The sequence below is a fragment of the Exiguobacterium sp. s194 genome (assembly GCF_018618275.1).
GTDB classification, from domain to species: domain Bacteria; phylum Bacillota; class Bacilli; order Exiguobacteriales; family Exiguobacteriaceae; genus Exiguobacterium; species Exiguobacterium chiriqhucha.
This window is the reverse complement of sequence record NZ_JACSLT010000002.1, coordinates 313,050-339,552: the sequence shown is the minus strand read 5'-3', so window position 1 is coordinate 339,552 and position 26,503 is coordinate 313,050. Positions and strand designations below refer to the sequence as shown.

The 26,503-nt window shown below is 51.4% G+C and carries 30 protein-coding genes and 1 riboswitch; of the genes, 9 read left to right on the top strand and 21 right to left on the bottom strand.

The annotated features are described in order from the left end of the window. Positions 1-115: 115 nt before the first annotated feature. From glcT to KNP85_RS03630, 3 genes are all read right to left on the bottom strand, one after another. On the bottom strand, positions 116-961 hold the full coding sequence (gene glcT / locus KNP85_RS03640) for a glucose PTS transporter transcription antiterminator GlcT (RefSeq protein ID WP_021065527.1): 846 nt from the start codon (positions 959-961) through the stop codon (positions 116-118). A gap of 105 nt (positions 962-1,066) precedes the next feature. Then, the gene (locus tag KNP85_RS03635) at positions 1,067-1,384 is read right to left on the bottom strand and encodes a YuiB family protein (RefSeq protein WP_021065526.1); all 318 of its coding nucleotides are present in this window, start codon (positions 1,382-1,384) and stop codon (positions 1,067-1,069) included. Between the two features lie 126 nt (positions 1,385-1,510). Continuing rightward, positions 1,511-2,722 (bottom strand): NAD(P)/FAD-dependent oxidoreductase, encoded by a 1,212-nt coding sequence (locus KNP85_RS03630; protein ID WP_021065525.1) that lies wholly within the window; start codon positions 2,720-2,722, stop codon positions 1,511-1,513. A 266-nt stretch (positions 2,723-2,988) separates the two neighbouring features. Between KNP85_RS03630 and KNP85_RS03625 the strand changes: the two genes are divergently transcribed. Next, positions 2,989-3,966, top strand: a complete 978-nt coding sequence (locus KNP85_RS03625; RefSeq protein ID WP_021065524.1) for an NAD(P)/FAD-dependent oxidoreductase — start codon at positions 2,989-2,991, stop codon at positions 3,964-3,966. 35 nt (positions 3,967-4,001) lie between these two features. Here KNP85_RS03625 and KNP85_RS03620 read toward each other — a convergent pair whose 3' ends face one another. Then, positions 4,002-4,856, bottom strand: a complete 855-nt coding sequence (locus KNP85_RS03620; protein WP_214801412.1) for a Rossmann-fold NAD(P)-binding domain-containing protein — start codon at positions 4,854-4,856, stop codon at positions 4,002-4,004. 128 nt (positions 4,857-4,984) lie between these two features. On the opposite strand from KNP85_RS03620, the gene KNP85_RS03615 reads away from it, so the two are divergent. After that, positions 4,985-5,227 carry a hypothetical protein gene (locus tag KNP85_RS03615; RefSeq protein ID WP_021065522.1) on the top strand — a complete coding sequence of 81 codons (243 nt, stop codon included), beginning with the start codon at positions 4,985-4,987 and terminating at the stop codon, positions 5,225-5,227. A 40-nt stretch (positions 5,228-5,267) separates the two neighbouring features. Here the strand turns inward: KNP85_RS03615 and KNP85_RS03610 are convergent, their stop codons facing one another. Continuing rightward, positions 5,268-5,624, bottom strand: coding sequence for a HesB/IscA family protein (locus KNP85_RS03610; protein WP_021065521.1), 357 nt, complete (start codon positions 5,622-5,624; stop codon positions 5,268-5,270). 97 nt (positions 5,625-5,721) lie between these two features. Beyond that, positions 5,722-5,863, top strand: a riboswitch (FMN riboswitch). Between the two features lie 159 nt (positions 5,864-6,022). Between KNP85_RS03610 and KNP85_RS03605 the strand changes: the two genes are divergently transcribed. Together KNP85_RS03605 and KNP85_RS03600 are read left to right on the top strand one after the other, a co-directional pair. Continuing rightward, on the top strand, positions 6,023-6,610 hold the full coding sequence (locus tag KNP85_RS03605; protein WP_031199812.1) for an ECF transporter S component: 588 nt from the start codon (positions 6,023-6,025) through the stop codon (positions 6,608-6,610). 78 nt (positions 6,611-6,688) lie between these two features. Next, positions 6,689-7,267 (top strand): nucleotidyltransferase family protein, encoded by a 579-nt coding sequence (locus KNP85_RS03600; protein ID WP_251136202.1) that lies wholly within the window; start codon positions 6,689-6,691, stop codon positions 7,265-7,267. 94 nt (positions 7,268-7,361) lie between these two features. On the opposite strand, the gene KNP85_RS03595 is transcribed toward KNP85_RS03600, so the two are convergent. Then, entirely contained in the window at positions 7,362-8,573 is a 1,212-nt protein-coding gene (locus KNP85_RS03595; protein WP_058764061.1) for a NupC/NupG family nucleoside CNT transporter, read from the bottom strand. 210 nt (positions 8,574-8,783) lie between these two features. Beyond that, complete coding sequence (locus tag KNP85_RS03590; RefSeq protein WP_021065517.1) at positions 8,784-9,020, bottom strand: YuzB family protein; 237 nt, start codon at positions 9,018-9,020, stop codon at positions 8,784-8,786. Positions 9,021-9,117: 97 nt separating this feature from the next. Between KNP85_RS03590 and KNP85_RS03585 the strand changes: the two genes are divergently transcribed. Both KNP85_RS03585 and KNP85_RS03580 read left to right on the top strand, forming a co-directional pair. Continuing rightward, positions 9,118-10,173 carry an NAD(P)/FAD-dependent oxidoreductase gene (locus tag KNP85_RS03585; RefSeq protein WP_021065516.1) on the top strand — a complete coding sequence of 352 codons (1,056 nt, stop codon included), beginning with the start codon at positions 9,118-9,120 and terminating at the stop codon, positions 10,171-10,173. Positions 10,174-10,411: 238 nt separating this feature from the next. Beyond that, entirely contained in the window at positions 10,412-11,842 is a 1,431-nt protein-coding gene (locus tag KNP85_RS03580; protein WP_214801409.1) for a S8 family serine peptidase, read from the top strand. A gap of 38 nt (positions 11,843-11,880) precedes the next feature. Here KNP85_RS03580 and KNP85_RS03575 read toward each other — a convergent pair whose 3' ends face one another. Continuing rightward, the gene (locus tag KNP85_RS03575; RefSeq protein WP_214801406.1) at positions 11,881-12,168 is read right to left on the bottom strand and encodes a DUF1462 family protein; all 288 of its coding nucleotides are present in this window, start codon (positions 12,166-12,168) and stop codon (positions 11,881-11,883) included. Positions 12,169-12,270: 102 nt separating this feature from the next. Between KNP85_RS03575 and KNP85_RS03570 the strand changes: the two genes are divergently transcribed. Next, a complete protein-coding gene (locus KNP85_RS03570) occupies positions 12,271-12,528 on the top strand; it encodes a NifU family protein (protein ID WP_251136201.1) in 258 nt (85 codons plus the stop codon). Between the two features lie 34 nt (positions 12,529-12,562). Here KNP85_RS03570 and KNP85_RS03565 read toward each other — a convergent pair whose 3' ends face one another. Next, the gene (locus tag KNP85_RS03565; RefSeq protein WP_021065513.1) at positions 12,563-13,333 is read right to left on the bottom strand and encodes a TIGR01457 family HAD-type hydrolase; all 771 of its coding nucleotides are present in this window, start codon (positions 13,331-13,333) and stop codon (positions 12,563-12,565) included. A gap of 4 nt (positions 13,334-13,337) precedes the next feature. Then, the gene (locus KNP85_RS03560; RefSeq protein ID WP_214717638.1) at positions 13,338-13,781 is read right to left on the bottom strand and encodes a DUF86 domain-containing protein; all 444 of its coding nucleotides are present in this window, start codon (positions 13,779-13,781) and stop codon (positions 13,338-13,340) included. A 158-nt stretch (positions 13,782-13,939) separates the two neighbouring features. On the opposite strand from KNP85_RS03560, the gene glpX reads away from it, so the two are divergent. Beyond that, entirely contained in the window at positions 13,940-14,920 is a 981-nt protein-coding gene (gene glpX / locus KNP85_RS03555) for a class II fructose-bisphosphatase (RefSeq protein WP_021065511.1), read from the top strand. A gap of 36 nt (positions 14,921-14,956) precedes the next feature. On the opposite strand, the gene KNP85_RS03550 is transcribed toward glpX, so the two are convergent. The 8 genes from KNP85_RS03550 to KNP85_RS03515 form a co-directional block, all read right to left on the bottom strand. Then, a complete protein-coding gene (locus tag KNP85_RS03550) occupies positions 14,957-15,625 on the bottom strand; it encodes a DUF975 family protein (RefSeq protein ID WP_214801400.1) in 669 nt (222 codons plus the stop codon). 102 nt (positions 15,626-15,727) lie between these two features. Beyond that, the gene (locus KNP85_RS03545) at positions 15,728-16,033 is read right to left on the bottom strand and encodes a hypothetical protein (RefSeq protein WP_214801397.1); all 306 of its coding nucleotides are present in this window, start codon (positions 16,031-16,033) and stop codon (positions 15,728-15,730) included. 167 nt (positions 16,034-16,200) lie between these two features. Continuing rightward, entirely contained in the window at positions 16,201-16,581 is a 381-nt protein-coding gene (locus KNP85_RS03540; RefSeq protein ID WP_021065508.1) for a YutD family protein, read from the bottom strand. A gap of 48 nt (positions 16,582-16,629) precedes the next feature. After that, positions 16,630-17,970 (bottom strand): bifunctional metallophosphatase/5'-nucleotidase, encoded by a 1,341-nt coding sequence (locus KNP85_RS03535; protein WP_251136200.1) that lies wholly within the window; start codon positions 17,968-17,970, stop codon positions 16,630-16,632. Positions 17,971-17,984: 14 nt separating this feature from the next. After that, complete coding sequence (locus KNP85_RS03530) at positions 17,985-18,830, bottom strand: DUF72 domain-containing protein (protein ID WP_214717645.1); 846 nt, start codon at positions 18,828-18,830, stop codon at positions 17,985-17,987. Positions 18,831-18,847: 17 nt separating this feature from the next. Next, positions 18,848-20,029 carry an MFS transporter gene (locus tag KNP85_RS03525; protein WP_021065505.1) on the bottom strand — a complete coding sequence of 394 codons (1,182 nt, stop codon included), beginning with the start codon at positions 20,027-20,029 and terminating at the stop codon, positions 18,848-18,850. 114 nt (positions 20,030-20,143) lie between these two features. Then, positions 20,144-21,463: a branched-chain amino acid transport system II carrier protein gene (brnQ, locus tag KNP85_RS03520; protein ID WP_214801394.1), complete on the bottom strand. Its 1,320-nt coding sequence runs from the start codon at positions 21,461-21,463 to the stop codon at positions 20,144-20,146. 240 nt (positions 21,464-21,703) lie between these two features. Beyond that, on the bottom strand, positions 21,704-21,976 hold the full coding sequence (locus tag KNP85_RS03515; protein WP_214801391.1) for an acylphosphatase: 273 nt from the start codon (positions 21,974-21,976) through the stop codon (positions 21,704-21,706). A 92-nt stretch (positions 21,977-22,068) separates the two neighbouring features. Between KNP85_RS03515 and KNP85_RS03510 the strand changes: the two genes are divergently transcribed. Continuing rightward, positions 22,069-23,451, top strand: coding sequence for an alanine/glycine:cation symporter family protein (locus KNP85_RS03510; RefSeq protein WP_214801388.1), 1,383 nt, complete (start codon positions 22,069-22,071; stop codon positions 23,449-23,451). A 36-nt stretch (positions 23,452-23,487) separates the two neighbouring features. Here KNP85_RS03510 and KNP85_RS03505 read toward each other — a convergent pair whose 3' ends face one another. The 3 genes from KNP85_RS03505 to sufB all read right to left on the bottom strand — a co-directional run bounded on the left by KNP85_RS03505 (position 23,488) and on the right by sufB (position 26,493). Then, positions 23,488-24,462 (bottom strand): L-lactate dehydrogenase, encoded by a 975-nt coding sequence (locus tag KNP85_RS03505; RefSeq protein ID WP_214801385.1) that lies wholly within the window; start codon positions 24,460-24,462, stop codon positions 23,488-23,490. A gap of 127 nt (positions 24,463-24,589) precedes the next feature. Beyond that, the gene (locus KNP85_RS03500) at positions 24,590-24,964 is read right to left on the bottom strand and encodes a YciI family protein (RefSeq protein ID WP_214801382.1); all 375 of its coding nucleotides are present in this window, start codon (positions 24,962-24,964) and stop codon (positions 24,590-24,592) included. A 131-nt stretch (positions 24,965-25,095) separates the two neighbouring features. Continuing rightward, a complete protein-coding gene (sufB, locus tag KNP85_RS03495) occupies positions 25,096-26,493 on the bottom strand; it encodes a Fe-S cluster assembly protein SufB (RefSeq protein ID WP_214717653.1) in 1,398 nt (465 codons plus the stop codon). Between the last annotated feature and the right edge of the window lie 10 nt (positions 26,494-26,503).

Below are 26,503 nucleotides of genomic sequence, written 5' to 3'. Positions count from 1 at the left end.
GAAACAGGCATGAATAAGGTATAGAACGTAGACCTCTCCTAATAGAGAAATCGTTGCGTTCCACTCCTTACTCATGCCTGATCGAATCAGTAACACGTAAGATACGTGGTATCAGTTATCTACTTGTTAGGCGCTGGAGATGCATCGTCAAATATGTCGCTTCACCTCGCGGGACCGGACGCTTTAATTCGCGTTCCATGATGCCCATCAGCTCCCAAGCAGTACTATAGCATAGCGGATATTCTTCGCGCAATACCTTTTCAATTTTTTGTGGGGCCTCCACCATCTCACCCGTCGCAACCCGCTCAACGGCGTACCTTAAGTGCCGAAGTAAGCGCTTATAATCGAGTGAACTCCGGTCCATTTTGACGTTCAAACGACTCTCAATCGTCTGAACGATCTGCCCGATAATTTGGTTGTGTCGATTGACCTCGAGGACGTTTTTGAACGTCGTCGCCGAATGGATGTGGAGCGCGATGAAACCGATCTCCGCGTCCGGCAATAACACGTCAAGCCGCTCGTGAATCATATCGACGATACGTTCGGCGAGCGCGTACTCGTTCGGATAGAGCGATTCGGTCTCAAGCAAGAACGGATTCGTGACTTCCATCCCTTGTTCAATCCGCTTCATCGTGAAGAACAAGTGGTCGGTCAAACCGATATGAATATGTTGGTCGACTTTTTTACCGGTGTTGTTCTCGATAAAGCCGACGATTTCTTGCATGAAAGCAATAAAGTCCTCGTCGACGTGTTTGACGAGTTCACGATATTGCGATTGCTCTTCTTTGTCCGTCAGTTGATACACTTTCTCCGGGACACTGGCCGGGTCGACGAGATCGCCCGCTTTCTTGCCGAAGCCAATCCCTTTCCCGAGTAGAATGACTTCCGGTTCCGGATCATGTTGGCAAATGACAACGCTATTATTCAACACTTTCTTGATCGTATACATCGGTAATGTCATTCGTATCGCATCCCTTACTCACTATAATCGTTTCGTACTAAGTATATCGGTTCATCCCCCAAAAAAGTAGGCGGAAAACAAAAAAGACGAACATTTCTGTCGTCTTTAAAACATTGAATAACCACTCTTGCGCAAGTAGCGAATCGTGACCCCAGCCAAAATCGCACCGAGCAACCCGAAACCGAGCATGAACACATCCAGAAACTGAAGGCCGAGCACGCGTTCGTAAACGTTGGCGAGCGCTGTCGATGTCTCAGTGATGTAACTCGAGAGCTTGACGTTATCAATCATCATAATGACGAAAATCGGATAGATGAACACGAGCGTCCATGTTTTTTTAAGCAGCATGTTCAAAATGAAGCCGATGCTGAAGAAGATGACCAAATAAAGAATCGCCCCAATGACAGCCTGGATAATATGCATGCGATTGCCCCCTTTTCCCGTTGTCTATTATACCGAATCGTTTGCGCTTAGGTCAAAGGTGAACCGTACGCCACCGACAATAAAAAAGTGACCCGCTCCTATGAGCGGGCCACTCAGATATATGGCTTAGAATTTACCTTTTTTGAGGACGAGACCGTACTTCTTCAATTCGAGGAAGTGTTTGTTGTCGATCACTTTCTTCATGAATGAAGCGTTGCGACCGAAGATCTTTTTGCCCATGACGATGCCGATGCCGTCGTTATGGCCAAGTGATGCGACTGTCCCTTTGCTCTCATACGTGAATTTCGAAGTTGATTTCCCGTTGATGAGTGCTGCGATGTTTTTCGCCACGTTGTGCGCTTGTTGTGTCGCGATTTGCGCAGTCGGCGGGTATGGACGGTTTGAGACCGGATCCATGACAGCCGAGCAGTCACCGATGATGAAGACGTTGTCGTGACCAGGGGCACGGTTGTCCGCCTCGACCATGACACGGTTACGGACCGCTTCAAAGCCAGACTTCTCAACGATCGGGCTACCGCTGACGCCACCTGTCCAGAGAATCGTGTTCGCTTCAATCGTCTCTGTCGTGTCGCCTTGGAGTGGACCGAATGTGACGACACCAGGCTCAACGCCTTTGATGCCGTTGCCGAGTTTCATCTCGACGCCGTTGCGCTCGAGCCATTTCTGCGCGTACGTCGTGAGTTCTGGGTCGAAACCAGGAAGTACAGTCGGAGCGGCTTCGATGTTCACGATGCGAACCGCTTCACGTGGCACGTCATACTGTTTGCAAAGCTCAGGCACACGGTTGACGAGCTCACCGAGGAACTCGATTCCTGTGAATCCTGCGCCACCGACAACGATCGTCACGTACGAGCGGTCAGCTGAACCGTTCGTTTTATATTGAGCGAACGAGTACTCGATATGTTCTTTGATTTTACGGACGCTGTTCAATGAACTGATTGTCATCGCGTTCTCTTTAAGGCCAGGGATACCGAATGTTTCAGGTACGCCGCCGAGTGCGAACACGACATAATCATATTCAACGGCTGAACCGTCTACGAGCAAGACTTGTTTTGCCGTAGTATCGACGCGATCGACGATCCCTTTGACAAATTTCACACGTGACGGGTTCACGACGTCGTTGATGTAGATGCGAGCTTGATCCGGTTTCATCGTTCCGGCCGCTGGCTCATGAAGCCACGTCGTCTGGTAATGGTAATCATGCTTGTTGATGAGCGTGATGTTCGCGTCGCCAGCTGAGAGCGTCTTCTGGAGGTTGACCGCTGTGATGAGTCCACCGAAACCTGCGCCAAGAATAACAATGTTAGGTCGTTTCATGTTCATTTCCACCTTGTTTTGATAGTTTTGTTTTCTTGAACAACCATGTTGTGTGTTTTTTCACATGAGTGTTCACAATAAAGCCTAAACCTTGTTCAACCAATGTTCACAATTGCTTCTCGTTCATTGTACGCTGTTTGTTTTGTTTTCTCAATGGAAAAGCATATCTTCTTGAATTTTTTTTGAATGTGTAGCATGTTTGTACAGAATGGATTTAATTCACGATTGTCACTATAATAGATGTATACGTTTTGAGGAGGAATTCGATGAAATCGACGAAAGATGTGATCATCATCGGTGGCGGCCCAATCGGACTGTTCACCGCATTTTATGCAGGTATGCGCCAACTCGATACGGCGTTGATTGAAAGTTTGCCACAACTCGGCGGACAATTGTCGACACTGTATCCAGAAAAATATATTTACGACATCGCCGGCTTCCCGAAAGTGAAAGCCCAAGATTTGATTGACCAATTGAAAGCCCAAGCCGATCAGTTCGAACAGGACTACCGCCTCGGGGAGACAGTTGAAACAGTCGAGCGTCTCGAGGACGGCACGTTCCAGATTACGACGAATAAAGACGAGTACCATACGAAAGCGATCATCATCACGGCTGGGAACGGGGCATTCGCCGCACGACCACTCGGTCTCGATGGTTGTGAAGACTATGCGAACCTTCATTACTTCGTCGACAACATGGAGAAATTCCGTGATCGACGCGTGATGATCGCCGGCGGCGGCGACTCGGCTGTCGACTGGGCACTCATGCTCGAAGGAATTGCCAAAGAAGTCCATATCGTCCACCGTCGCGACCGGTTCCGTGCCCACGAGCATACGGTCGAACAGATGAAAGCGTCGACGATTAACGTCTGGACGCCATATAACATCGAATCACTTTCAGGTGAGACGCACATCGAGTCGGTCGAATTGACAGACAAGGACGGCGAATCGAAATTCGTCGAGATCGATGACCTCATCTGTAACTACGGTTTCGTCTCATCGCTCGGCCCAATCAAAAACTGGGGCATGGAGTTCGAGAAGAACACGATCCGCGTCGACTCGCGGATGGAGACGACGGTCGCCGGCATCTTCGCGTGTGGTGACATCGCCACGTACGAAGGAAAAGTAAAATTGATTGCGACAGGCTTCGGAGAAGCTCCGATTGCCATCAACCAAGTGAAGCAGCTCGTCGACCCGACAGCGCGTCACCCGCAACATTCGACTTCGGTATTCGCCGGGAAATAAAGATGTGGCCCTCATCGCGATGATGAGGGCCATTTTCATTTTCGGATTGTTTGGAGGATGACCCGGTCGACCCAGTCATCGAGTTGGGTAAAGACAAAACCTGCCTTTTTCGCCTCGGCGATTGACATGTAATAGTCGACGTCCGTATCGTACGGCGACGACTCGCCGTCTTTGATGATTTGGACGGGTTTATTTAAGTGATGGCCAATCCGTTCCATGAGCGCCCCAAGTGAGATGATCCCTTCACTCGCCGCATTGAACGGTCCGGACACGTTGGCCCGACCGACCCATTCTAAAAAGGCCGCTGCCTCAAAACTTGAGATAAAGCCCATCTTCGCTTCGGGATGATGCAGGACGACCGGCTCTTCTCGACGGACAGCATCGATATAAAACTTGAGACGGTCCGTATAGTCGTCCGGGCCCAAGACGATTGGCAAACGGACGGTCGCGACCGGGAATGAGGCGCGATGGAAGAAGTAGGACTCGGCTTCCCGCTTCCCTTTACCATAGTCATGTTCGGATTCGAGATGATAGTCGTGGTGGAGCGGATTGAAGTCACTTTCTTTCAAATCGGCACCCGGTGCATAGACGGACATCGTCGACGTGAGCACATATTTGCCGACTTGGTCCATGAAGGCGTCCGAGGCGATTTTCGCTTGATATGGGTTAAAACAAATATTGTCATAGACGACATCATAATGATCGCGCGACAAGTCTTTCATCGTCGCCACCGATTGTCGGTCTCCTTTGATCGAACGGATTCCTTCCGCCTCGGGCACTTGGAGTTGTCCTCGCGTCACAATCGTCACATCATCCCCAGCTTCCGCCAACCGAAGTGCCAATCGCTTTCCGAAATAACGTGACCCGCCGAATATCAATACTTTTCTCATCGTCCCTACCCCTCCTACATAAAAATGACATCTCTTTTCATTTTCCCTTGCATCCTCTCGCCTAATCTTCCACTTCCTTGAATTTTTTTGTTATTCTTATATATATAGAAAAGAAAGAGGCGAGGCCCATGCATCAAATCATGTTAGAAAAAGGATGGACGTGTGAGTTACCGAAGCAATACGCCATCTACCAAAGTTTATCGGATTTCAGCCGCTACTCGGTCCTTGACCAAGAAGAAGAGAGCGTCTGTTCATTCCAAATCACGACCGACACGTGTAAAATCACGGCGTTCCGCCCTTGGCAACATCACATCGAATTGGATGCGACGTCAAAAGTGATTCGCTTGATTTTGATGGAAGAAAACGACTGAACCAAAAAAAGGCCAATCGTCCATATGATTGGCCTTTCGTTTAGCAATCTCCAGGTGTCCCGGCGTTCGACGCCGTCCGGAAACTCGAACCGCATCCGCACGTGGCGATGGCGTTCGGGTTTTTAATCGTAAACCCGCCACCGAGCATCGACTGCTTATAGTCAATCTCGAGGCCATCGACGACGCCATGATCGGCTTCAGCGACGATGACACGGACGCCGTGATGGTCGAACTGGATATCTCGATCCGTCTTGTCTTCATCAAACCCCATCCCGTACGAGAGGCCGGTGCATCCCCCACCTTGTACCTTGATGCGCAAGTACTGATTTTCGGGGTGTTCTGTCTGTTTCATCATATCGATGACTTGTAATGCAGCTGACTCTGTCAAATGAATCATCTGAACTCCTCCTTCATTATCTTAACTTCAAGTCAACTGACTTGAGATTTTGTGAAATATCTTGTATAACTAAACTGTAACAAAAAAAATTAAATCGTTCCATCTTCGGGGCAGGGTGAAATTCCCGACCGGCGGTATTGAAGACATGATCTTCTCAGCCCGTGAGCGAGCAAGGCGTTGCTTGCTGATTTCGTGAGATTCGAAAGCCGACAGTATAGTCTGGATGGGAGAAGATGGCGGCATCCGACCGATATCCGGATGTTTTCTTTGGTGTGGTCTAAACACCGATGAGAACATCTATTTCGTATGCGCGTAAACTCTCCCGATTGTTTGATACAATCGGGTTTTTCTATGCGACGGGTGCCATTCATCAAGGAGCGACAAAAGGAGAGATTTTGATGAAAACAACGCGCAACAAACGATTGACAACACTGGTGACGCTATCGATGCTCGGGGCCATTTCTTTTGTCCTCATGCTCTTTAACTTCCCGCTGCCATTCCTACCACCATTCCTAAAAGTGGACTTTAGTGACATTCCCGCGCTCGTCGCCGGAATCGTGTTCTCCCCACTCGCAGGCGTCGTGGTCGTCGCTCTAAAAAACGTCCTCTACTATGTCTTTAACGGTGGCGGCGTTCCGGTCGGTGAAGTCGCAAACTTCTTTGCAGGTGTCGCTTTCATGTATCCGGTCGCATGGTTCTACCATAAACGTAAAACGAATAAAGCGCTCGCTTCAGGCCTCGTGGCCGGCACAATCACGATGGCACTCAGCTTGGCGATTTTGAACTATTTGCTCATCTTACCAGCATACGCGTTCTTCTTCGGCATGACCGAGATGGCGCAACCGGCAGTCAAAACGGACCTCGTCCTCTATGGCATCTTGCCGTTCAACCTTATTAAAGCGTTGTTGATCAGCGCCTTGTTCGTCCCACTCTTCCTCAAGTTGAAGCCGTGGATCGAACGCCAGCGGATGCAACTTCAAGCGTAACTGACATGCACCTCGATTTCGATCGAGGTGCTTTTTATTTGGATACGTTATGCTTAGGAGAGGATTGGAGAAGATGGATTGAACACGACTGAAGAGGTGACCCTTTTTTTAGAAAATGATGATGAATTGATGCGTCTATTGACGACCGTCGCTTCGCTCAATTTACCCGACTGGTGGATCTGTGCCGGATACGTACGGGCGAAGATATGGGATGACGTGCACGGCTATCCAGTACCGACGCCGACCGAAGATGTCGACGTCATCTACTTTGACCAATCTCACAACGACGAAGCAATCGAAAAAGAGTATGAGGCACAACTATACGCTCTGTTACCAAACGTCCCTTGGTCGGTCAAAAACCAAGCCCGCATGCACCTGGTCAATCAATTGCCACCCTATCAGTCTGCGACCGACGCCTTGACCCACTTCCCCGAGACCGTCACGGCCATCGGTGTCAGCCTCGACAACAGCGGACGGTTGAAGTTGGCTGCCCCTTACGGCATTGACGACATCATTGGACTGAAATTGCGACCGACCCCAGCATTTGCAGACGGATCCCCGCATCACCACATTTATCAAGCGCGGATCCAAAATAAGAATTGGCAAGCCACTTGGCCGAAACTTCAAGAAGTGGACGTGACTCGTCACGGACTGTAGAACCCGACCGCCGATACGGTCGGGTTTTGCTATTCATTCATCTACAAAAAAAGAGCGACCACCGAAGTGATCACTCTGAGTATATCGTATTTGATTAGAGAAGCAGACCAGCAAGCGTGGCTGACATCAAGTTAGCAAGCGTACCTGCGAGAATCGCGAGGACACCCATGCGCGCGATATCGTTCCGACGGTTCGGTGCCATTCCACCAAGACCACCGAGAAGGATCGCGAGTGACGAGATGTTAGCGAATCCACAGAGTGCGAAGGCGATCATCGCTTCCGTACGTGCTGAGAGCTCACCCGTTCCAATTATTGGTGCGAACTCTGAGAAGGCAACGAATTCGTTCAAGACGAGTTTCTGACCGAGGAAGCTACCGAACTGAACGGCATCAGCCCACGGTACACCGATGACGAATGCGAGTGGTGCGAACACATAACCAAGAATCAATTCGAGCGAGAGACCGTCGAATCCGACCAAGCCGCCGATTCCACCAAGAATCAAGTTGACGAGTGCAATCAATGAAACGAACGCGAGAAGCATCGCACCGACATTCAATGCAAGGAAGAGACCGTCAGACGCACCGCGAGCGGCCGCATCGACGAAGTTCGCTGCTTTGTCCTCTTCATCTTCAGCAATTTCGATATCATCATTATACTCTTCTGTTTCAGGAACGATGATTTTCGCGAACAAGAGACCAGCAGGTGCAGCCATGAAACTCGCTGCGAGCAAGTACTCAAGCGGTACACCAAGGGCAGCGTATCCAGCGAGAACCGAACCGGCAACCGACGCGAGTCCCCCGACCATGACGGCGAAGAGCTCCGATTGTGTCATTGTCGGAAGGTAAGGCTTGATGACAAGTGGTGCTTCCGTTTGACCGACGAAGATGTTTGCCGTCGCTGAGAGCGACTCTTTACGTGATGTGCCGAGAGCTTTCGCAAGGGCTGTCCCGAGAATACGGATGACCCATTGCATGACACCGAGGTAGTAAAGCAAAGCGATTAAAGAAGACATAAAAATGATAATCGGCAACACTTGGAATGCGAAGACGAAGTTGTCCCCTCCTACAGCTGTACCGAAAACGAAGGCGATTCCGTCATTTGCTGTGTTCAAGACGTTCTGAACGCCTCCTGAGATCCATTCTAACGCGCTACGTCCTGCTGATGTGAAGAGGACGAGGAAAGCGAACGTAAACTGTACCGCGAAAGCGGCAAGAACGGTACGCCATTTGATGGCTTTACGGTTGGTTGAGAAGATGTAAGCGATTCCAATTAGTGCCAAAATACCAACCACGCTCATGATATTCATTGGTGTTGTGCTCCTTTCATATTGGGGAAACCTGATATTGTGATATACCCGAATCGAGATGTGTCCTACCGTTTGAAACGCTTTCTTTTTATGTTGTTAAACGTCAGACAACCTACATTCGAACCTCTTTGAATATAACAGACCCTTTTTAAAAATGCAACGGGTCAAAACAGTCAAAATAAAAAAAGTTTGAAGTTGCTTCAAACTTTTTCACCAAGCCATTTCTTCAATTTTTTCATATACGTTCGTCACGAGTTGCTCTGGCGTATCTCCCGTCACGACCTCTCCATCGACTAGGCAAAACAAGTCGAGCGAACAGACGCCACAGTAGCCTGTACAGCCGTATTCAACGACATCTAGGTCTGGATCGGACTCTAGTTTGGCCCGGGCGATTTGCGAGCCCATCGCCAAATTGGAGGCACAGAACTCAATGATCGGATTCATCATGTCATTCACCCTTCCCCTTTCCCTCAAAACAGGAAAATGGTTCTTCTACGGCGTATTATAACATGATACAGTTGAAGTGTAACAAAGGGGGATTTTTATGCGCAAATTAGTCGTCTTGGGAGGCGGTTACGGGGGTATGCGTGTAATCGAACGCGTCCTCGGCCATCAGCTGAAGGACGTATCGATCACACTCATCGATCGTCTACCTTACCATGGGTTAAAAACAGAGTATTACGCACTTGCGGCGGGGACCGTATCGGATCGCGATATCCGTATCGATTTTCCAGAAGAGATCGATTACATATACGGTCAAGTCACCGATATCGACGCTGGAGACAAGATGGTTCTGCTCGCGAGCGGTGAAAAAGTACCGTATGACGACCTCGTCATCGGACTCGGATGCGAGGACAAGTATCACAACGTGCCTGGCGCCGCCGAGTTCACGTACAGCATCCAAACGTTAGAAGAATCACGTAAGACCCAACAAGCCATCAACGGTCTGTCGCCCGGTTCAATCGTCTCAATCGTCGGTGCTGGATTATCGGGTGTCGAACTCGCCAGCGAGCTGCGCGAGAGCCGTCCTGATTTGACGGTCCGTTTGTTCGACCGTGGCCCATCGGTCTTATCGTTCCTATCGAGCCGCGTCTCGATGTATGTCCAGTCTTGGTTCGAAGAGCACGGCGTCGAGGTCATCAACCAGTCGAATATCGTCCGGGTCGACGCCGACGGCCTATGGAATCACGAGCAACACTTCCCGTCTGATTTGACGGTTTGGACGGCTGGGATTCAACCGGTCGCCGTCGTCCGAAATCAAGGGTGGGAACTCGATGGCGGCGGGCGCGTCAAATTGACACCGCACCATTACGTCCCGGAACAGCCGGACATCTTCGTCGTCGGAGACAACGCCAGCCTTCCGTATGCACCTTCCGGTCAACTCGCTGAAGCGCAAGCGGAACAGATCGTCCAAGTGTTGCTCTGTAAATGGAAAGGCGTCAGTTATCCGGATTTACCGGATATCAAACTCCGAGGAACGCTCGGCTCGCTCGGGAAGAAGGCCGGCTTCGGTGTCTTCATGGGCAAACAGTCCCTCACCGGAAAAGTCGCTCGACTGCTCAAGTCCGGAATTCTTTGGAAACATAAAGTCATTAAATAACATGAACGGGTCGACCTTTAGGGTCACCCGTTTTTTTGTTTATCAGATTCGATTTGGCGTTCTGCTGCCATCTCCTTGAGTCAAAAGTCTTGTATCTGAATCCCCTGTATCCTTATCTAAATATTCAGATTTTTAATTCCATTGACATATTCTACCCTATGGGAAAACTTGTTACTCTATGGGCACGGCAGTTCGACATCGCGTCACCTCGCCTACATAACCCGAAGGAGGAAACAAGTTGAAAAAAGTTTGCAGCACTGCCCTCGCCTCACTGCTCGTCTTGTCAACCGTTCCAGGAGGCGCAGAAGCCGCCCCGAACAAAGAGAAAGAACGTGTCATCGTCGTCTTCAAGGAATCGGCGAAAAACATCCCGCTCTCGATTGAAGGCATGGAAGTTCGCCAACAGTACAAAAACATTCCGGCCGCAGCGCTCGAAGTACCGAAGGCTGCCTTGAATGGCTTGAAGAACAACCCGAACGTCGCCCACGTGGAAGTCGATCAAACGGTACAAATCGAAAATCAGACGCAAGACTGGGGCATTCCAAAGTTGAAAGCTCCATCAGCTTGGCAGAGTGGCTACACCGGGAAAGGCGTGAAAGTATCGGTCGTTGATACCGGAATCTCGCCGCACCCTGATTTGACGATTTCTGGTGGTGCCTCGTTCAGTACAGTCACGAGCTCATACGCGGATGACAACGGTCACGGTACGCACGTCGCCGGGATTATCGGTGCCCGCAACAACAGCATCGGAACGGTCGGGATTGCCCATGAGGCGAGCATCTATGCCGTTAAAGCACTCGAAGCCAACGGTAGTGGTAGCCTCTCGAGTATCATCGCCGGGATTGACTGGTCGATCACGAACGATATGGACGTCATCAACTTGAGTCTCGGGACGACAAGTCCATCGACGACGCTCCAACAAGTCGTCGATCGCGCCAATAACGCGGGTATCCTCGTCGTCGCGGCAGCCGGTAACAACGGACGCGCTGACGGTACAGGTGACCTCGTCAACTACCCAGCCCGTTACAGCTCGGCCATCGCCGTCGCGGCGACGGACATCAACAACAACCGCGCCTCGTTCTCGGCGACAGGTAGCACGGTCGAAGTCGCGGCACCAGGTGTGAGCATCAACTCGACACTCGCGAACGGCGGCTACGGTCAAATGAGCGGGACATCGATGGCGACACCTTACGTCGCCGGTAACCTCGCACTCATGAAGCAAGCGTTCCCGACGTTGTCGAGCTCGCAACTCCGCACGAAACTGTCACAAGATTCGATCGACCTCGGAACGGCCGGCCGTGACACCTGGTTCGGGAACGGACTCGTGCAAGCACCGACGTCTGGCGGCACGACGCAACCGGTCCAAGCGCTCACGACGACAGTATCGACATCGAAATCAACTTACTACGCTGGTGAGGTCGTCTCGATTTCTTCAACAGTCCGGAATTCGAACGGCCAAGCGGTCGCGAACGCCGACGTCCGTGTGACGGTCACACAGCCAAACGGCGCGACGCTCACAGGAACAGGCAAGACAAGTTCAACGGGCGCCATCACGTTCACGCTCTCGACAAGCTCTTCGTCACAACGTGGGACGTATCAAGTAAAATCTGATGCGACGCTCACTGGTTACACGGCAGGTTCGGCGACGTCGTCGTTCCAGCTTCTATAACGCAAAAGAGTCGAACGACAATCGTCGCTCGACTCTTTTCATGCTGTCGTCTGTTCAATGGCCGAATAGACTTTCCGTAGTTGGACGACCCCTTCGTCCACCACTTCCCCATCGATGAGCACGAGCGGATAGAACCACTCGTCCTGCTTGATCGCTTCGGCGATGTCATCGTCCGCCGTCTCAAAATCGATATACTCGAACTCAAACGCCTGATTCGGATATTTCCGTGCCAATACGCTTTGCAACCATTCGTATGTCTCAATCGAACTCGGCGCCCCGACACAGCTCGCACACTGTACTTCGGCCCCATATACCGTGATTTTCATATCCATTCCCCCTCTTCTTTCCTATTATACAAAAATCAAGAAGCTGCATCGTCACAAAACGCTCAGCGTTAATGATTGAGAAACAATCTCAAACTTGCTAGAATGAAAGAGAACCAGAAAGGGGTAGATACCATGGAAATGTTTGAGCAAGTCCAAGAAGTACTCGATAAATTACGCCCATTCTTGCTTCGCGACGGCGGTGACGTCGAACTCGTTGATGTAGAAGAAGGCATCGTCAAACTTCGTTTGATGGGTGCATGCGGCAGCTGCCCATCTTCAACAATTACATTGAAAGCCGGGATTGAGCGCGCGCTCATCGAAGAAGTACCTGGCATCGTTGAAGTCGAACAAGTATTCTAAACAAAAAGGGAGACAATCATGTCATCCCTTTTTTTCATGCATGCGTCCATTCGTCCAAGCTCTCGACCATATAGGTCGGGAGTTTTTCTTGCTCCTGGATGAAAGCCGGACCGTGCACGCCGGAGTTGACGTGGAGCGTCCGAATCCCGCCGTTGATCCCGAACAAGATGTCGGTATGGTAGTTATCCCCGACCATGACGACTTCTTCTTTCGTGAGACCAATCATCTCAAGCGCGATATCGACCATGACCGGTTCCGGTTTGCCGATAAAGAACGGATCTTTTTCCGTCGTCACCGTCAAGACGGACGTGAGCGCACCGTTCCCTGGTAAAAAGCCGCGTTCGGTCGGAATGGCGATATCGCCGTTCGTCGAAATGAAACGAGCGCCGGAGCGGATCGCGAGCGCGCCTTTCGCCAACTTTTCGTATGTGATGTGTCGGTCGAGCCCGACGACGACGTAATCCGCCTTCGCCTCTTCCGTCACATGGAAACCGCGTTCTTCGAGCGCCAGGCGCAGGCCATCTTCCCCGATCATGTAAATCGTCGCCCCTGGCGTCATCTTCTCGATATAACGGGCCGTCGCCATCGCACTTGTCAATACGTGCTCAGGCGTCACATGCACTCCCATCGAGACAAGTTTATCCGCCACTTGCTCCGGCGTCATCGACGCGTTGTTCGTGACGAATAAGTATGGGAAGCCGGTCGCCTCGAGTCGATTCACGAAATCGACCGCTGCTTGAATCGGGGCCGTCCCCGCATACATCGTGCCATCTAAATCAAATAAGTATCCTTTAATCGGATTCATCCAATCACTCGCTTTCTGGTAAAAATGCTGATACAGGACCGAGCTCCACCTCGAGATAGCGTCGGACCTGCTCTGGGAATGCCTCGAACGTTGATTTATCACGGTCGACCCAGGCGTCGAACCGGGCCGAATCTGCCGTGACGAACTCCCTGACATAGTGCGCCCGTAATCCGACGAGCGCTTTCGTCGCTTCCGCCGTCTCGGCGTCGAGCACACGCTCGTCGAGCAAGATGTCGACAATATCCTCATAGCTGCCCGGGTCACGCATGATGAACCCGTCAATCATCGAGTTGCCGACGTCAATCACGCCCTCCATCAAGTGAACGGCCAAACGTTGTTTCGCCAGCTCGATGGTGAACGCGTCCCCCTCTAATTGGTCGAGTCGACTGAGCATCGTCTCCATATGGGTCAACGTCTCGTTAATCTTTTCTCTGTTTACAAAATACATCGCAATCCCCCCTGCCTCCTATAGTAATCCTTTTTCTCGTTCGAGAAAAGAATCTCTCCTATTTACATCATTTACGTAATTGTGATACACTAATCCACGGATTAACACAACTATTAGTATGTCACATTAAATAGATATCATGTGGAGGGTACAACACTATGGAACGAGAATTAGCGTTAGAGATCGTACGAGCAACCGAGGCAGCAGCATTGGCCTCATCGAAATGGATCGGTCGTGGTCAGAAGAATGAAGCGGATGACGCAGCGACATCGGCCATGCGTGAAGTACTCGGTACAATCAATATGGATGCAACTGTCGTCATTGGTGAAGGTGAACTCGATGAGGCACCGATGCTATACATCGGGGAACGTCTCGGGACGACGTTCGGACCAGAAGTCGATATCGCCGTTGACCCGCTCGAAGGGACGTCGATCGTCGCCAAAGGACTCGGGGACGCCATGGTCGTCATCGCGGTCGCGGATAAAGGCGCCCTCCTCCACGCACCAGATATGTATATGGATAAGCTCGTCGTCGGCCCGAATTTAAAAGGCAAAGTCTCACTCGACGAACCGCTTGAGTCGATTATCGAGAAAGCCGCCCTTTATAACGGCAAGCGCATCGAGGAAGTGACCGTCATCATGCAAGACCGTGATCGTCATGAACATTTCCGTCAAGCGGCGATGAACATGGGCGCACGCGTCAAGCTGTTCGAAGACGGCGACGTCTCGGCGGGAATCGCAGCGGCCGTCAAGTCGAACCCGATCGATATCTTCATCAGTACGGGCGGCGCACCAGAAGGCGTCATCACGGCAGCGGCCGTCAAAGCGCTCGGTGGCGACATGCAGGCACGCCTCCACCCGATGAATGAAGAAGAGACGGCACGTGTCATCTCGATGGGCATCGAGGACCCGCTCCAATTGCTCACGCTTGACGACCTCGTCAAGAGCGACGACTGCATCTTTGCGGCGACAGGCGTCACATCGGGCGAATTGCTGGACGGCGTAAAATTCTTGACGGACGATATTGTCGAGACGACGTCACTCGTCATGCGATCGAAGACGAAGACGATTCGTAAAGTCGTCGCCGAGCACACGTTATCGCTCAAGCCATACCTCCAAAAACAAGAAGTCAACGCATAATCAAAACCTCCGCTCATCGTGAGCGGAGGTTTTCGTTTAGAACCCTTGTTCAAAATCAGTCCCGACATGGTTCGTCTGCGGTTGTTCCGCTTTCCGAAGCGAGTCGTAGAACGTCGCGTACGTCGTCGTGAAGTACGGATAGACGTACAAGAAAGCGATACCGAGTGTAATGATCCCGAGAAGGAACCAACCGATGAACGAGAGGACGAGTTTGAACGCATCCATCTTGTGGCCGTCCATCATCCGACGTGATTCGGTAATCGCCTCGAGAGCCGATAATTCCGGTTGGTCACGTAAGATGTAATACGTGAGAGAATACGAGAAACTTTTAATGATTCCCGGAATCACGAGGAGCAATGACCAAAGGAAGATAAACAGTCCCATGAAGAACGGGGCGAGCACGTGCTTGACGTATCCCTTTTGGAACGGCTCGAACAATGTCGCGACGACCGGCTTGTCACCGCGCGATACAGATAGAACGAGCCATGACCAACCGACCGCGAGCGGTGCGATCAATAACGTGAGGAGGAGCGACAAGAACGTAAGTCCTGTGTCCGCTGCTGTCGGAACCGCTTCTGGGTCTACAGGAGGCGCGAACGATTGTGGAATCCCGTTCAAGACGACGAATAAAATCAAAAGGCCGGCGAGTAACCAACGCTTTCCAGTTAACATTTGTTGTGCATGTTGCTTAAGTTGTGCAGTCATTTTCATCATCCTTTTTTTTGAGTTCTCTCCTCAGTGTACGTCATCCCTTCATGAAAAGTTTCAAAAAACACGAAAAAAGGGAAAAGGTTTTTCCCCTCCCCTTCAATACATGACATTGCCCATGAAAAACTGGGACATCGATACGATAAATAAGAGCACACCTGTGGTCACTGCCGTCCATGAAATGATTTTAAAGAGACGGCTTCTCAGAAACGCCTGACGATATTCAAAGCGGCGGATCAGCAAAACGTGGACAACCTCATAGATCAGGACTGCGGCGGTGAAGTAAAACGTCATGATACTCCCGAACCCGAAGAACAACATTGCCAGTAGGCCCAAGCCGAAATTATGGATTCGATTATGGACGTCATCGCGGTCACCGACAGTCGCCGTTTGTACGTGTTGCATACTTCCACCTCACTTCCAAAAACCCACAAAAACCCGAACAGAATTAATAACCTTAAATATAAGTTATCACAATTTTCCTATCCCTAAACCTGTCACACCGTCTTTTCACCTAAAAGAAACATTTGGAAAATAAATGTAATAAAAAAAGCGCTGATGTCATCAGCGCGTCATGTTCCGGTCGAAGGCTCGGCTTCTTCCGATTTATTGAATTTGCGTTTCAGTTTGAGCGGTTGTTTCGTGCCGCCGAATACTGGACCGTCTTCCGCCTCATCGATTTCCGTCTCTTTTTTGAGCACAAAGAACGGGCACCCAAAGTTACAGTATTCATACACGTAATCCATCACGTGATCGATTCGATTGTCATACGTCGCGAACTTGGACTTCGTCTCATAGAACCCTTTCAACCGAAGTTGTCCGTGGCCCCAATCGCCGACGATATAATCGTATTTATCGAGCACGTCGCTATAGCGTGCGATGAACGCTTCCTCGTCAAAACCGTCACGCTTCTCTTCGATGACGGTATAGCCGTGGCGATTCACTCTAATCATGTTTCACACCTCCACTGTTCTATCATAGCATGCCAACCGGTCCCGTCCCTATCCTTTTCGGATGGCATTATGACGGGTCACGATCGTCTCGCGTAACACGTCACGCAGCAGTTCCGGCATAAAGTAACGCTTCGGCTGATCGGCCAAATACGGAAGAAGCGGTCCGAACGTGAACATGTCGACCGTGACGACACGATACGTCCCGTCTAGCTTGATTTCCTCACCATTAATCGAATAGCGACCGTGTCGGCTGTCGATTCCATGGAGGATCGGGCTACCGAGCACCGTCCCGCGAAAACCGAGGCCACGGACATGCATTGTCGTGAACGCATCTTCTTGGACGTCGTTCAAAAATCGGACGAGGGTAGCCCCGTCAAGCGTCAAGAGACAAGGGTTGATCGGATGCGGACAAATCCGGTGCAACATATTTAGCGTGACGTGGCCCGGGCGCAAACCTTCTAACAAGACACCGGATGGGATGATACTCAACTCGGCGTCACACCAGTCCGCGAGTCCGCTCGCCAATAGGTCTCCGATGGCTGACGGACCGAACCAGTCACTTTCATAACCTGGTGTCTCGGCAATCGTCACATCGAGCAGACGCTCTGCTTGACCATATTCTGCGGCTAGGACCGCGACCGTCGCTTCATCAGGTTCGCGCTCCGATACATCGTGGAGACAAGCCCGTTTCTCGATGACCCGCTTTCCTTCGATGGTCAACTCGATTTGCCCGACGTACTGTCCGTATTTACCGGCCTGCGCGATCAGGACGCCGTTCGTGACGACACCTTCATCGAGTACGTGGTGGGTATGGGCTCCGAGGATGACATCGATTTCTGGGAACGCCTCGGCGAGCCGCTCGTCGGCGTAAAAGCCGAGATGGCTGAGCGCGATGATGACGTCGCAGTCTCGAAGTGTCTCGAGGGCACGCGCCGTTGCCCCGTGTGGTGCTTCGATGGCCCAACCGAGTTCAGGATAAAGCTCTTCATACGGCGCGGTCACCCCGAACAGCCCGATCTGAATTCCCTCTCGTTCGACGATGAGCGTCTCCGACGCCCATTCTGGCCGTTCACCAGCTGCTTGATAGACGTTCCCTAATAGGACTGGGAACGCGGCCTCGTCATACAGATGGGCGAGCCAGTCGTGCGGGAACGTGATGCCTTCATTATTGCCGATCGTGACCGCCGTCGGTCGAATCCGGTTGAGCAGTCGGACGTTCACTTGTCCGCGCGTCACTTCTGTCGCCGGATGGGTGCGGTCGGCATGGTCGCCGAGATCGAAGACGAGCGTCTCGTCCGTCCGATGCTCATTCAAAAACGAGACGAACCGCGGCCAGTTATGGAATTTCGAATGTAAGTCATTATAATGGAACATCGTAATCGTTCTCAAGACGATCCCCCTTCCTAGAACAGACTGATTTGGCTCGGGGCGAGTTCATATTCGGCACCGAGAATCTCAATCAACCGTTTGGCGTTTGGTACCGCGTCGCCGGCCGAGTTGTTGTTGAAGTAGACGTACACCGACTTCGCTGTTTCGTCGACTTGTTTGAGGGCCGCGGCGAGCTCCTGCAGTTCATCCTCACTATAGCGATACAGGCAGCGTACGTGACGCCATTCCTGGCTCGTCATGCCCGGTTTTCGAAGCCAGCCGGCGGTGTTGCGGCCGTGCAAACGTACGACGGCCACATCCGGATTGGTCACGACCGGGACGAACGGGATGCTGCTCTCTTTCGTTTGCGGCTCATCACAAATCGTATTGATGAAACGTTGTTCCGCCAAGAACGCGAGCGTCCGCTCCCGGAACGCCTCCGAGAACCACGTCGGGTTCCGGAACTCGATGGCGATGTCATAGTCGCGCAACTCGTCACGGATTGTCCGTAAATAATCGAGATGTGGCTTCGAGACATCAAACCAGGGCGGGAGTTGGACGAGCACGGCTCGTAGCTTCCCGGCCTGTTTCAGCGGTTCGACGGACGTCCTGTATCGCTCGAACAGCTCGGCGAGGGGCAGCTTCGGTTCCCGGTCATGCCCGCTCATTTCCCTGGAAACTTTGACGATGAATTGGAACGTTTCCGGCGTTTCCTGGTTCCATTTCTCGTAATTCTTTACCGGTTGAATCGCATAAAACGAGGAATCGATTTCAACGGTCGGGAAATGCCCCGCATAGGTCGACAGTTTATGTTTTCGTTCTTCTGGGGTCGTATACAGTAAATCATGGTCTCCCCACCCCGTCACACCGACATAAATCATCACATTCCCTCCTCAACTTATTGTTCGAACGTGGCCGCCGTGTTACGTTTCGACCAATTCAACGTTCCCGCGAACGTCACGAGCAACAGGACGAGCCCCATCACAAACGGATAGCGCATATCGATATCGAAGGCGATTCCGGCAAGCGTCGGTCCGACGATATTCCCGATGCTCATATAAGCATTGTTCATCCCCATCGCAAAACCTTGCTCTTTATCTGCCATTTTCGATACGAGCGTATTCAATACCGGTCGTAAAATTGACGTCGACAAGAAGATAATCAACGTGACCGCGAAGAAAATCGTGTAAGACCCGGCAAACAGTGAGAACAAGAAGCCGAGCGCAGCGAGCATGATAAAGATGAGCACGACTTTAATCTCACCGAACAGCGAGACAAGACGGTCGACCGCGAACAGCTGGACGATGACGCTGACGATTCCCGTCCCGGTGATCATGACCGCAATCTGTTGTGGCGTCGCGCTGAACGTCTCACTGACGAACAGACCGAGGACCGACTCGTACGCCATCAAACCGAACGCCATGACCAAGTTGATGACGAGCACGAAGAAATACGGTTTCCGTGTCGACGACACGAGTTGACGCGGTAACGATTCACTCTCACTCGTTTGGACATACGGTTCACGGTCCGGTTCTTTCAATAGAATGATTGACGAGATGACGGCAACGAATGATACGATCGCCGATAACAAGAGCGGTGCCTTCAACCCGAATTCGGCGAAGAATCCACCGATTCCTGGGCCGATGACAATCCCGAGCGACATTGCCGCGGAAATATAACTGTTCCCTTTCGCCCGTTGTTTGAGCGTCGTGATATCGGCCACGTAAGCAAAGATGGCCGGAATCAAGAGAGCGGCCCCGACGCCGCCGATTGCCCGTGAAATCAACAGGACGGTCAAGTTGTCTGATAAGTAAAAGACGCCCATCGAGATGGTAAAGCCGATGAGCCCGAGGATGATCATGAGCCTGCGCCCGTAAACATCCGCCCATTTCCCGGCAATCGGCGACATGAGCAGCTGGGCCCCGGCAAAGACAGAAATCATGAGTCCGGCAGCGGTGCCGCCTTCTCCAATCATCTTCAAATAATCAGGAATAATCGGTATGATAATCCCGAATCCTGCTACAGCGATGAACATGTTCAACATGAGAATCGCCAATTGTTTCTTTTGTTTAGTCGTCAATGTATGTCACTTCCTTTTCATCCTTTCATTTTACTTGTTGATGAATGAAATGAGCAAACGATAAGACAGCAAAACACCCATCCTTGACCAGAGGATGGGTGTTCAAACACTTGCTTATGAGATGCGTGATTGAGCGAGTGCTTGGTTGGAACGATTTTTCGGTAATAACAGTGTGATCACATACACGATTAATGTTGGAACTGCCCAAGCAAGTCCGATCTCAGCCATCGGCAAGTTCGTGATCCAAGCTGTTGCTGCTGACGGCGCCAATCCGTGTGTCGTCTCGAAGAGCGAGAGAACGAGGGCCGTATATACAGTCGCCTTCATGGCGACATGCGGGTTGCGTTGAATCCGCTCCGTAATCGAGACGAGTACGAGTGCGATCATGACCGGATACAAGAGCGTGAGGAGCGGTACTGCGATTTCAATCAACATACCAAGTCCGACGAGTGAAATCATGAAGCCGAACAATGTCGTCGCGATGACGACTTGGTAATACTTGAGTGATTCGAACGTGTTGCTGATGAAGCGTGAGAACTCAGTGATGAGTCCGACCGCTGTCGTCAAACAAGCGAGGAAGACCGCAGCCCCGAGTACGAGCATTCCGACTTGTCCGAAAGATGAACCTGCAAACGCTTGAAGCAAGCTTGCTCCGTCTGTCGTTCCTGTTTGGCCTGTCATGTTCGCTCCAATCGAACCGAGCGAGATATAGACGAGCATCAAACACGTGACAGCGAGCATTCCAGACGTCCGAAGAAGTGAAGATGCTTCTTTCTGGTCCGTCATCCCGTTCGCTTTAAGCGTGACGAGCACGATGGCGCCGAAGACGAGAGCGCCGAAGACGTCCATCGTCAAGTAGCCTTGTTTGAAGCCCTCCCCGAGAGCGCCAATCCACGTCTCATATCCTTCTGCTGGTGCGACCGGCTTCCCGAGTGGAGCCACAAGGTTCGTGATTCCGATTGCCGCAAGCAAGAGCAAGAGAATCGGTGTGATGATGCGTCCGATGACTTCAATCAATTTCTGAGCGCGTAACGTCAAGAAGAACGTCAAACCGAAGAAGACAGTTGAACTGATTGCGAGCGTGAGTGTAGATGGCGCACCGAGGAACGGTACGACTCCCATCTCATACGTGACTGCCGCCGTCCGTGGAATCCCGAAGAACGGTCCAATCGCCACGTACATTAATCCCGTCAAGACGAGCGCAAGTCGCTTCGGAATATACCGAGCGATTTGGTCAGATCCACCGCCTACCCGCGCGACTGCGAAGAGCGCGAGTAATGGTAGCCCGACGCCGGTAATGACGAAGCCGACTAGGGCTGGGACGAGGTTCTGTCCTGCCATCGCACCTAGCATCGGTGGGAACAGCAAGTTCCCGGCCCCGAAGAATAATGCGAAAATCGTGAATGCTAACGGGAATAATGTCGATTTTTTCATACAACTACCTCCACATACATGTAATACCTTCCGTGTTACCAATGAATCAAATGACTAAATTTTCTGACAATAAACCGCTTGGTCTATTCCATTATACACACTTTCATTTTTTTGACCACCCTATCCATAAAAATGATGTTTATTTTTTTAAAATGTGGATTTATTGTATGGAACCGTTCCCTTAATTTACAAATTATCGGTTGGTCGCACTCACTGACTAGCTGTAAATGAGAAAAATGGTCAATAACGGATATCAAACTTCCGGAATGATTCGACCGTCGTGTCTTCCGCTTCAATCCGTTCGACCTCGACAAAACGATTCCCGTCATAGAGGGCGCGTTTATAGGATTCGAGTCTCTCCGCGTCTCCTTCGATTTGAAGTTCAACCGTCCCATCATTCAAATTCCGGACCCAACCTGTGATGCCGTATTCAAGGGCAGTCGCTTGCGCGAAGTAACGGAAGCCGACCCCTTGGACCCGGCCTGATACGATAAGATGCTGTACCTGTTTCATATAAGTCTCCTCCTCTAATTTGAAAGAATGGGTTTAGCCTCTGTCTCGTTAGGCAACAATATATAAGTAAAATACTGGATAGGAGTGGTGATGTGGAACAACTTGTGACTGTGGTGACGACAATTTCAGATTGGCTATGGGGTGTGCCAATCATCTCGTTACTCGTTTTGTCTGGACTCTATTTGACGATTCGTTTAGGATTCTTCCAATTCCGATACCCCATCTACATAATGCAACAAACGTTAGGCAGTGTCTTTAAAAAACCAAAAGGTGAAGGTGACATCAGTCCCCGCCAGGCGTTGACGTCAGCCTTATCTTCGACGATCGGTGCCGCCAATATCATCGGGGTACCGGCCGCCATCATGTTCGGCGGGCCGGGCGCCATCTTTTGGATGTGGGTCATCGCCGTCGTCGGCATGGCCATCAAGTTCTCGGAGAGCGTCCTCGCCGTCCGTTACCGCGAGAAGAACGAGGCCGGTGAATTTGTCGGCGGTCCCGTCTACTATATGGCGAAAGGCTTGAAGCTGAAATGGCTCGCCTCATGGTTCGCCTTCGCTCTCATGATCGAACTCATCCCGAGTATCATGGTTCAAGGAAACGCCGTCAGTTCGGCCGTCCGAGAGACGTTCAACGGCAATACCCTTGTTACCGGGATTATCGTCGCCGGGCTCGTCGCCCTCGTTGTCTTCGGCGGTATGAAACGCATCGCGAAAGTGACGGAAGTCATCGTCCCGGCGATGGCTCTCGTCTATGTCGGTGCCGGCTTCGTCATCGTCTTGATGAATTTCTCACAAATCCCGGAAGTACTCGGGCTCATCTTCTCATATGCATTCCAACCGATGGCCGCGCTCGGTGGTTTCGCTGGTGCCGCCATCGCCGAGACGATTCGTTGGGGCTTCGCCCGTGGTCTTTATTCGAACGAAGCAGGACTCGGGACGGCACCGATTGCCCACGCCGCTGCGCAAACGGATCATCCGGTCCGGCAAGGCTTCTGGGCCGTAATCGGGATCGTCATCGATACGCTCATCATCTGTAGCACGACGGCGTTCGTTGTCTTGTCGTCCGGGGTATGGACACGGGCCGATGCGATGAACGATCCAGCCGCCCTGACAACCATCGCGTTCCAACAGTACTTCGGTTACACGGGTAGTCTGCTCGTCACAATCTCGCTCATCTTCTTCGTCTTGTCGACGATTATCGTCATCATCTTTTACGGGTCGCGTCAAGCCGAGTATTTGTTCGGCTTGAAGGCCGGATTCCTGATGAAAGTCGTCTATATCGCCTCGATTGTCATCGGTGCGATCGGTGGAGCCCAGATGATTTGGAACTTCCTTGATTTGATGCTCGCGATGATTCTCATCCCGAACATGATTGCCGTCTTATTGCTCAGCGGTGAAGTGAAGCGCTTGACGACCGAATTCTTCACGTCCGAGAAATACTATAAGAAAGACGTCGCCGAGAAGAAGGCGTCGTAACGACAAACCCGGCTGCATGAGCAGCCGGGTCCTTTTTTATGTTACTGATTCGATTTTGTCGATTGCTTGGCGAATCCGTCCGACCGAGGCATCGAACTGTCTTTGCTCCTCATCCGTCAATTCGATTTCGACGATTTGGCGGATGCCGGTCCGGTCAATCAAGGCCGGCACACCGATATGGAGGCCAGATGCCCCGTATTCGCCGTCAAGATGGGCACCGATCGTCACGACCGAGTTCTCGTTCCGGACGATGGCGCGGACGATGCGAAGCAAACCGAGCCCGATGGCGTAATACGCGGCACTCTTATACTCGATGATTTGGTTGGCCGCATCACGGACACGTTGGTAAATCGCGTCCAAATCTTCTTGGCGATACGACTCATTCTCCGCGAGCAGCTGCTGGACCGATTTTCCGTAAATCCGGGCGTTGTCCCAAGCGACGAATCCTCCGGCACCGTGTTCGCCCATATAGTAGACGTGGCAGTTCCGTGCCGACAAGTCGAAATACTCGCCGACCTTATAACGGAGACGGGCCGTGTCGAGCACCGTCCCCGATCCGATGACGCGATGCTTCGGCAAACCGGACGCCTTCCAGACGACGTGTGCCATGACATTGACCGGGTTCGTCGCGACGACGATGATGCCGTCGAATCCGCTCGCCATAATTTGTTCCGTGACATGTTGCATGACCTTCGCATTTTGTTCGGCGAGGTCCATCTGGGTCTGACCGAGCTTTTGCGCGGCACCGGCCGTGATGACGACTATATCGGCGTCGCGGCAGTCCGAGTAGTCACCTGCCCAAATTCGGACCGGACTCGGGGCGAATGATATCCCGTGATTGAGGTCCATCGCCTCCCCTTCAGCCTTGGCGTGGTTCGAGTCAATCAAGACGAGCTCTTCACAGAGCGCGGCCATCGACAGTTGATAGGAGAAACTGACGCCAACCCATCCGGCGCCGACGACGGCGATGCGGGTGATGTCTTCTGGGTCAATCGTGTTCAAGTGATCCATATGCTTCATCCCTTTCTAAACGTGTTCTCTTTCTTAGCATACCCGACTCTCCTTCGTTTCACGACAAAAAAAGCGAACTCGCTTGTGAGGAATTCGCTTCTAAACAAAACAATGTTTATCACACATATCATTCTCGCTCCCGATAATAGTGTACCGGCCGAATCTCGAGCCTCCATCCTAACGATTCCGCTTCGGGCACTTGGGTCGTTGGATGGATGGAAGCGATTCTGACCGCATCCTCCATATCCAACGCTTCAATCAGGAACGCACTTCCCATGACTTCTTTCGATTCTGTAACAGGCTCATCCGTAATCGAAATCTGATGTGACTCCCGCTTGAGTTGTTTCATGCTTGGTTCAAGCCCCATATCCATCAGCACCTGTTCACTTGCATACAGCTCCTGTAAGTGTGGTTCACACGTCGCCATGATTTGATCGATTTCTAGGTCGGTCTTTTCGTTCATTTTGTCAGCGTTGAAATATCCCGTTACTAAGAACATCATGTGATTTTCTCCTCTCGAATCTACGGCACGCATCAGCTATCCATGCCCTATTCCCTGTTTACAGGCATAGCCTACACAAAAAGACGGTCGACATGAAATCATGTCAACCGTCTTTCAGTATCTATGCAGGATTATCCGATCGATCCTTCCATCTCAAACTTGATGAGACGGTTCATTTCGACGGCATATTCCATTGGCAATTCTTTCGTGAACGGCTCGATGAAGCCCATGACGATCATTTCCGTCGCTTCTTCTTCCGAGATTCCGCGGCTCATGAGGTAGAAGAGTTGCTCTTCTGACACTTTTGAGACTTTCGCTTCGTGCTCGAGTGAGACTTGGTCGTTCAAGATCTCGTTGTACGGGATCGTGTCCGACGTCGACTGATTATCCATGATGAGCGTGTCACATTCGATGTTCGAACGTGCGCCTTTCGCTTTACGACCGAAGTGGACGATACCGCGATACGAGACTTTTCCGCCTTGTTTCGAGATCGACTTCGAGACGATTGACGACGACGTGTTCGGTGCGAGGTGAATCATTTTCGCGCCCGCGTCTTGGTGCTGCCCTTTACCGCCGAGAGCGATCGAGAGCGTCATACCGCGTGAGCCTTCACCTTTCAAGATGACGGCCGGGTATTTCATCGTGAGTTTCGAACCGATGTTACCATCGATCCACTCCATCGATCCACCCGCTTCACAAACGGCACGCTTCGTGACCAAGTTGTAGACGTTGTTCGCCCAGTTCTGAATTGTCGTATAGCGGCAGTATGCGTCTTTGTTGACGAAAATCTCAACGACCGCTGAGTGGAGTGAGTTCGTCGTGTAGACCGGTGCTGTACATCCTTCGACGTAATGGACAGAAGCGCCCTCGTCGACGATGATGAGCGTCCGCTCGAACTGACCCATGTTCTCCGAGTTGATGCGGAAGTAAGCTTGGAGCGGTTGCTCGAGCTTCACGCCTTTTGGTACATAGATGAACGAGCCACCTGACCAAACAGCCGAGTTGAGTGCCGCGAACTTGTTATCTGTCGGCGGAATCAATTTTCCGAAGTACTCACGGAAGATGGCTTCATCTTCTTTCAAAGCAGTGTCTGTATCTTTGAAGATGACACCTTTCGCTTCGAAGTCTTCTTGCATGCTGTGATAGACGACTTCAGACTCATACTGAGCCGAGACGCCTGCCAAGTATTTTTGCTCCGCTTCCGGGATTCCGAGCTTGTCAAACGTACGTTTGATTTCTTCAGGAACCTCGTCCCACGAGTGCTCTGTCTTTTCAGACGGTTTGACATAATACGTGATCTCATCGAAATCGAGTGCCGTGAGATCGCCGCCCCATGTCGGCATCGGCATTTTGCGGAACTGTTCGAGTGATTTCAAGCGGAACTCGAGCATCCATGCCGGTTCTTCTTTCATGCGCGAGATCGTCTCTACGATTTCATTCGTCAAGCCGCGGCCTGAACGGAAAATCGAGATGTCTCGGTCATGGAAGCCATATTTATAATCGCCAATGTCAGGCATGTTTTTCGCCATATCGGTCTCC

Bases quoted from the DNA above. Each gene is read 5' to 3' on its own strand.
- KNP85_RS03625 (WP_021065524.1), top strand. From the start codon at position 2,989: ATGAAATCGACGAAAGATGTGATCATCATCGGTGGCGGCCCAATCGGA.
- KNP85_RS03565 (WP_021065513.1), bottom strand. From the start codon at position 13,333: ATGAATCCGATTAAAGGATACTTATTTGATTTAGATGGCACGATGTAT.
- KNP85_RS03515 (WP_214801391.1), bottom strand. From the start codon at position 21,976: ATGAAACAGGTACAGCATCTTATCGTATCAGGCCGGGTCCAAGGGGTC.
- KNP85_RS03585 (WP_021065516.1), top strand. From the start codon at position 9,118: ATGCGCAAATTAGTCGTCTTGGGAGGCGGTTACGGGGGTATGCGTGTA.
- KNP85_RS03500 (WP_214801382.1), bottom strand. From the start codon at position 24,964: ATGATGTTCTTAGTAACGGGATATTTCAACGCTGACAAAATGAACGAA.
- KNP85_RS03635 (WP_021065526.1), bottom strand. From the start codon at position 1,384: ATGCATATTATCCAGGCTGTCATTGGGGCGATTCTTTATTTGGTCATC.
- KNP85_RS03560 (WP_214717638.1), bottom strand. From the start codon at position 13,781: ATGTATTTTGTAAACAGAGAAAAGATTAACGAGACGTTGACCCATATG.
- KNP85_RS03610 (WP_021065521.1), bottom strand. From the start codon at position 5,624: ATGATTCATTTGACAGAGTCAGCTGCATTACAAGTCATCGATATGATG.
- KNP85_RS03550 (WP_214801400.1), bottom strand. From the start codon at position 15,625: ATGACTGCACAACTTAAGCAACATGCACAACAAATGTTAACTGGAAAG.
- sufB (WP_214717653.1), bottom strand. From the start codon at position 26,493: ATGGCGAAAAACATGCCTGACATTGGCGATTATAAATATGGCTTCCAT.
- KNP85_RS03605 (WP_031199812.1), top strand. From the start codon at position 6,023: ATGAAAACAACGCGCAACAAACGATTGACAACACTGGTGACGCTATCG.
- KNP85_RS03595 (WP_058764061.1), bottom strand. From the start codon at position 8,573: ATGAATATCATGAGCGTGGTTGGTATTTTGGCACTAATTGGAATCGCT.
- brnQ (WP_214801394.1), bottom strand. From the start codon at position 21,463: ATGAAAAAATCGACATTATTCCCGTTAGCATTCACGATTTTCGCATTA.
- KNP85_RS03620 (WP_214801412.1), bottom strand. From the start codon at position 4,856: ATGAGAAAAGTATTGATATTCGGCGGGTCACGTTATTTCGGAAAGCGA.
- KNP85_RS03505 (WP_214801385.1), bottom strand. From the start codon at position 24,462: ATGGATCACTTGAACACGATTGACCCAGAAGACATCACCCGCATCGCC.
- KNP85_RS03530 (WP_214717645.1), bottom strand. From the start codon at position 18,830: ATGATTTATGTCGGTGTGACGGGGTGGGGAGACCATGATTTACTGTAT.
- KNP85_RS03630 (WP_021065525.1), bottom strand. From the start codon at position 2,722: ATGAAACGACCTAACATTGTTATTCTTGGCGCAGGTTTCGGTGGACTC.
- glcT (WP_021065527.1), bottom strand. From the start codon at position 961: ATGACATTACCGATGTATACGATCAAGAAAGTGTTGAATAATAGCGTT.
- KNP85_RS03590 (WP_021065517.1), bottom strand. From the start codon at position 9,020: ATGATGAATCCGATCATTGAGTTCTGTGCCTCCAATTTGGCGATGGGC.
- KNP85_RS03575 (WP_214801406.1), bottom strand. From the start codon at position 12,168: ATGAAAATCACGGTATATGGGGCCGAAGTACAGTGTGCGAGCTGTGTC.
- KNP85_RS03545 (WP_214801397.1), bottom strand. From the start codon at position 16,033: ATGCAACACGTACAAACGGCGACTGTCGGTGACCGCGATGACGTCCAT.
- KNP85_RS03540 (WP_021065508.1), bottom strand. From the start codon at position 16,581: ATGATTAGAGTGAATCGCCACGGCTATACCGTCATCGAAGAGAAGCGT.
- glpX (WP_021065511.1), top strand. From the start codon at position 13,940: ATGGAACGAGAATTAGCGTTAGAGATCGTACGAGCAACCGAGGCAGCA.
- KNP85_RS03570 (WP_251136201.1), top strand. From the start codon at position 12,271: ATGAAAGAGAACCAGAAAGGGGTAGATACCATGGAAATGTTTGAGCAA.
- KNP85_RS03615 (WP_021065522.1), top strand. From the start codon at position 4,985: ATGCATCAAATCATGTTAGAAAAAGGATGGACGTGTGAGTTACCGAAG.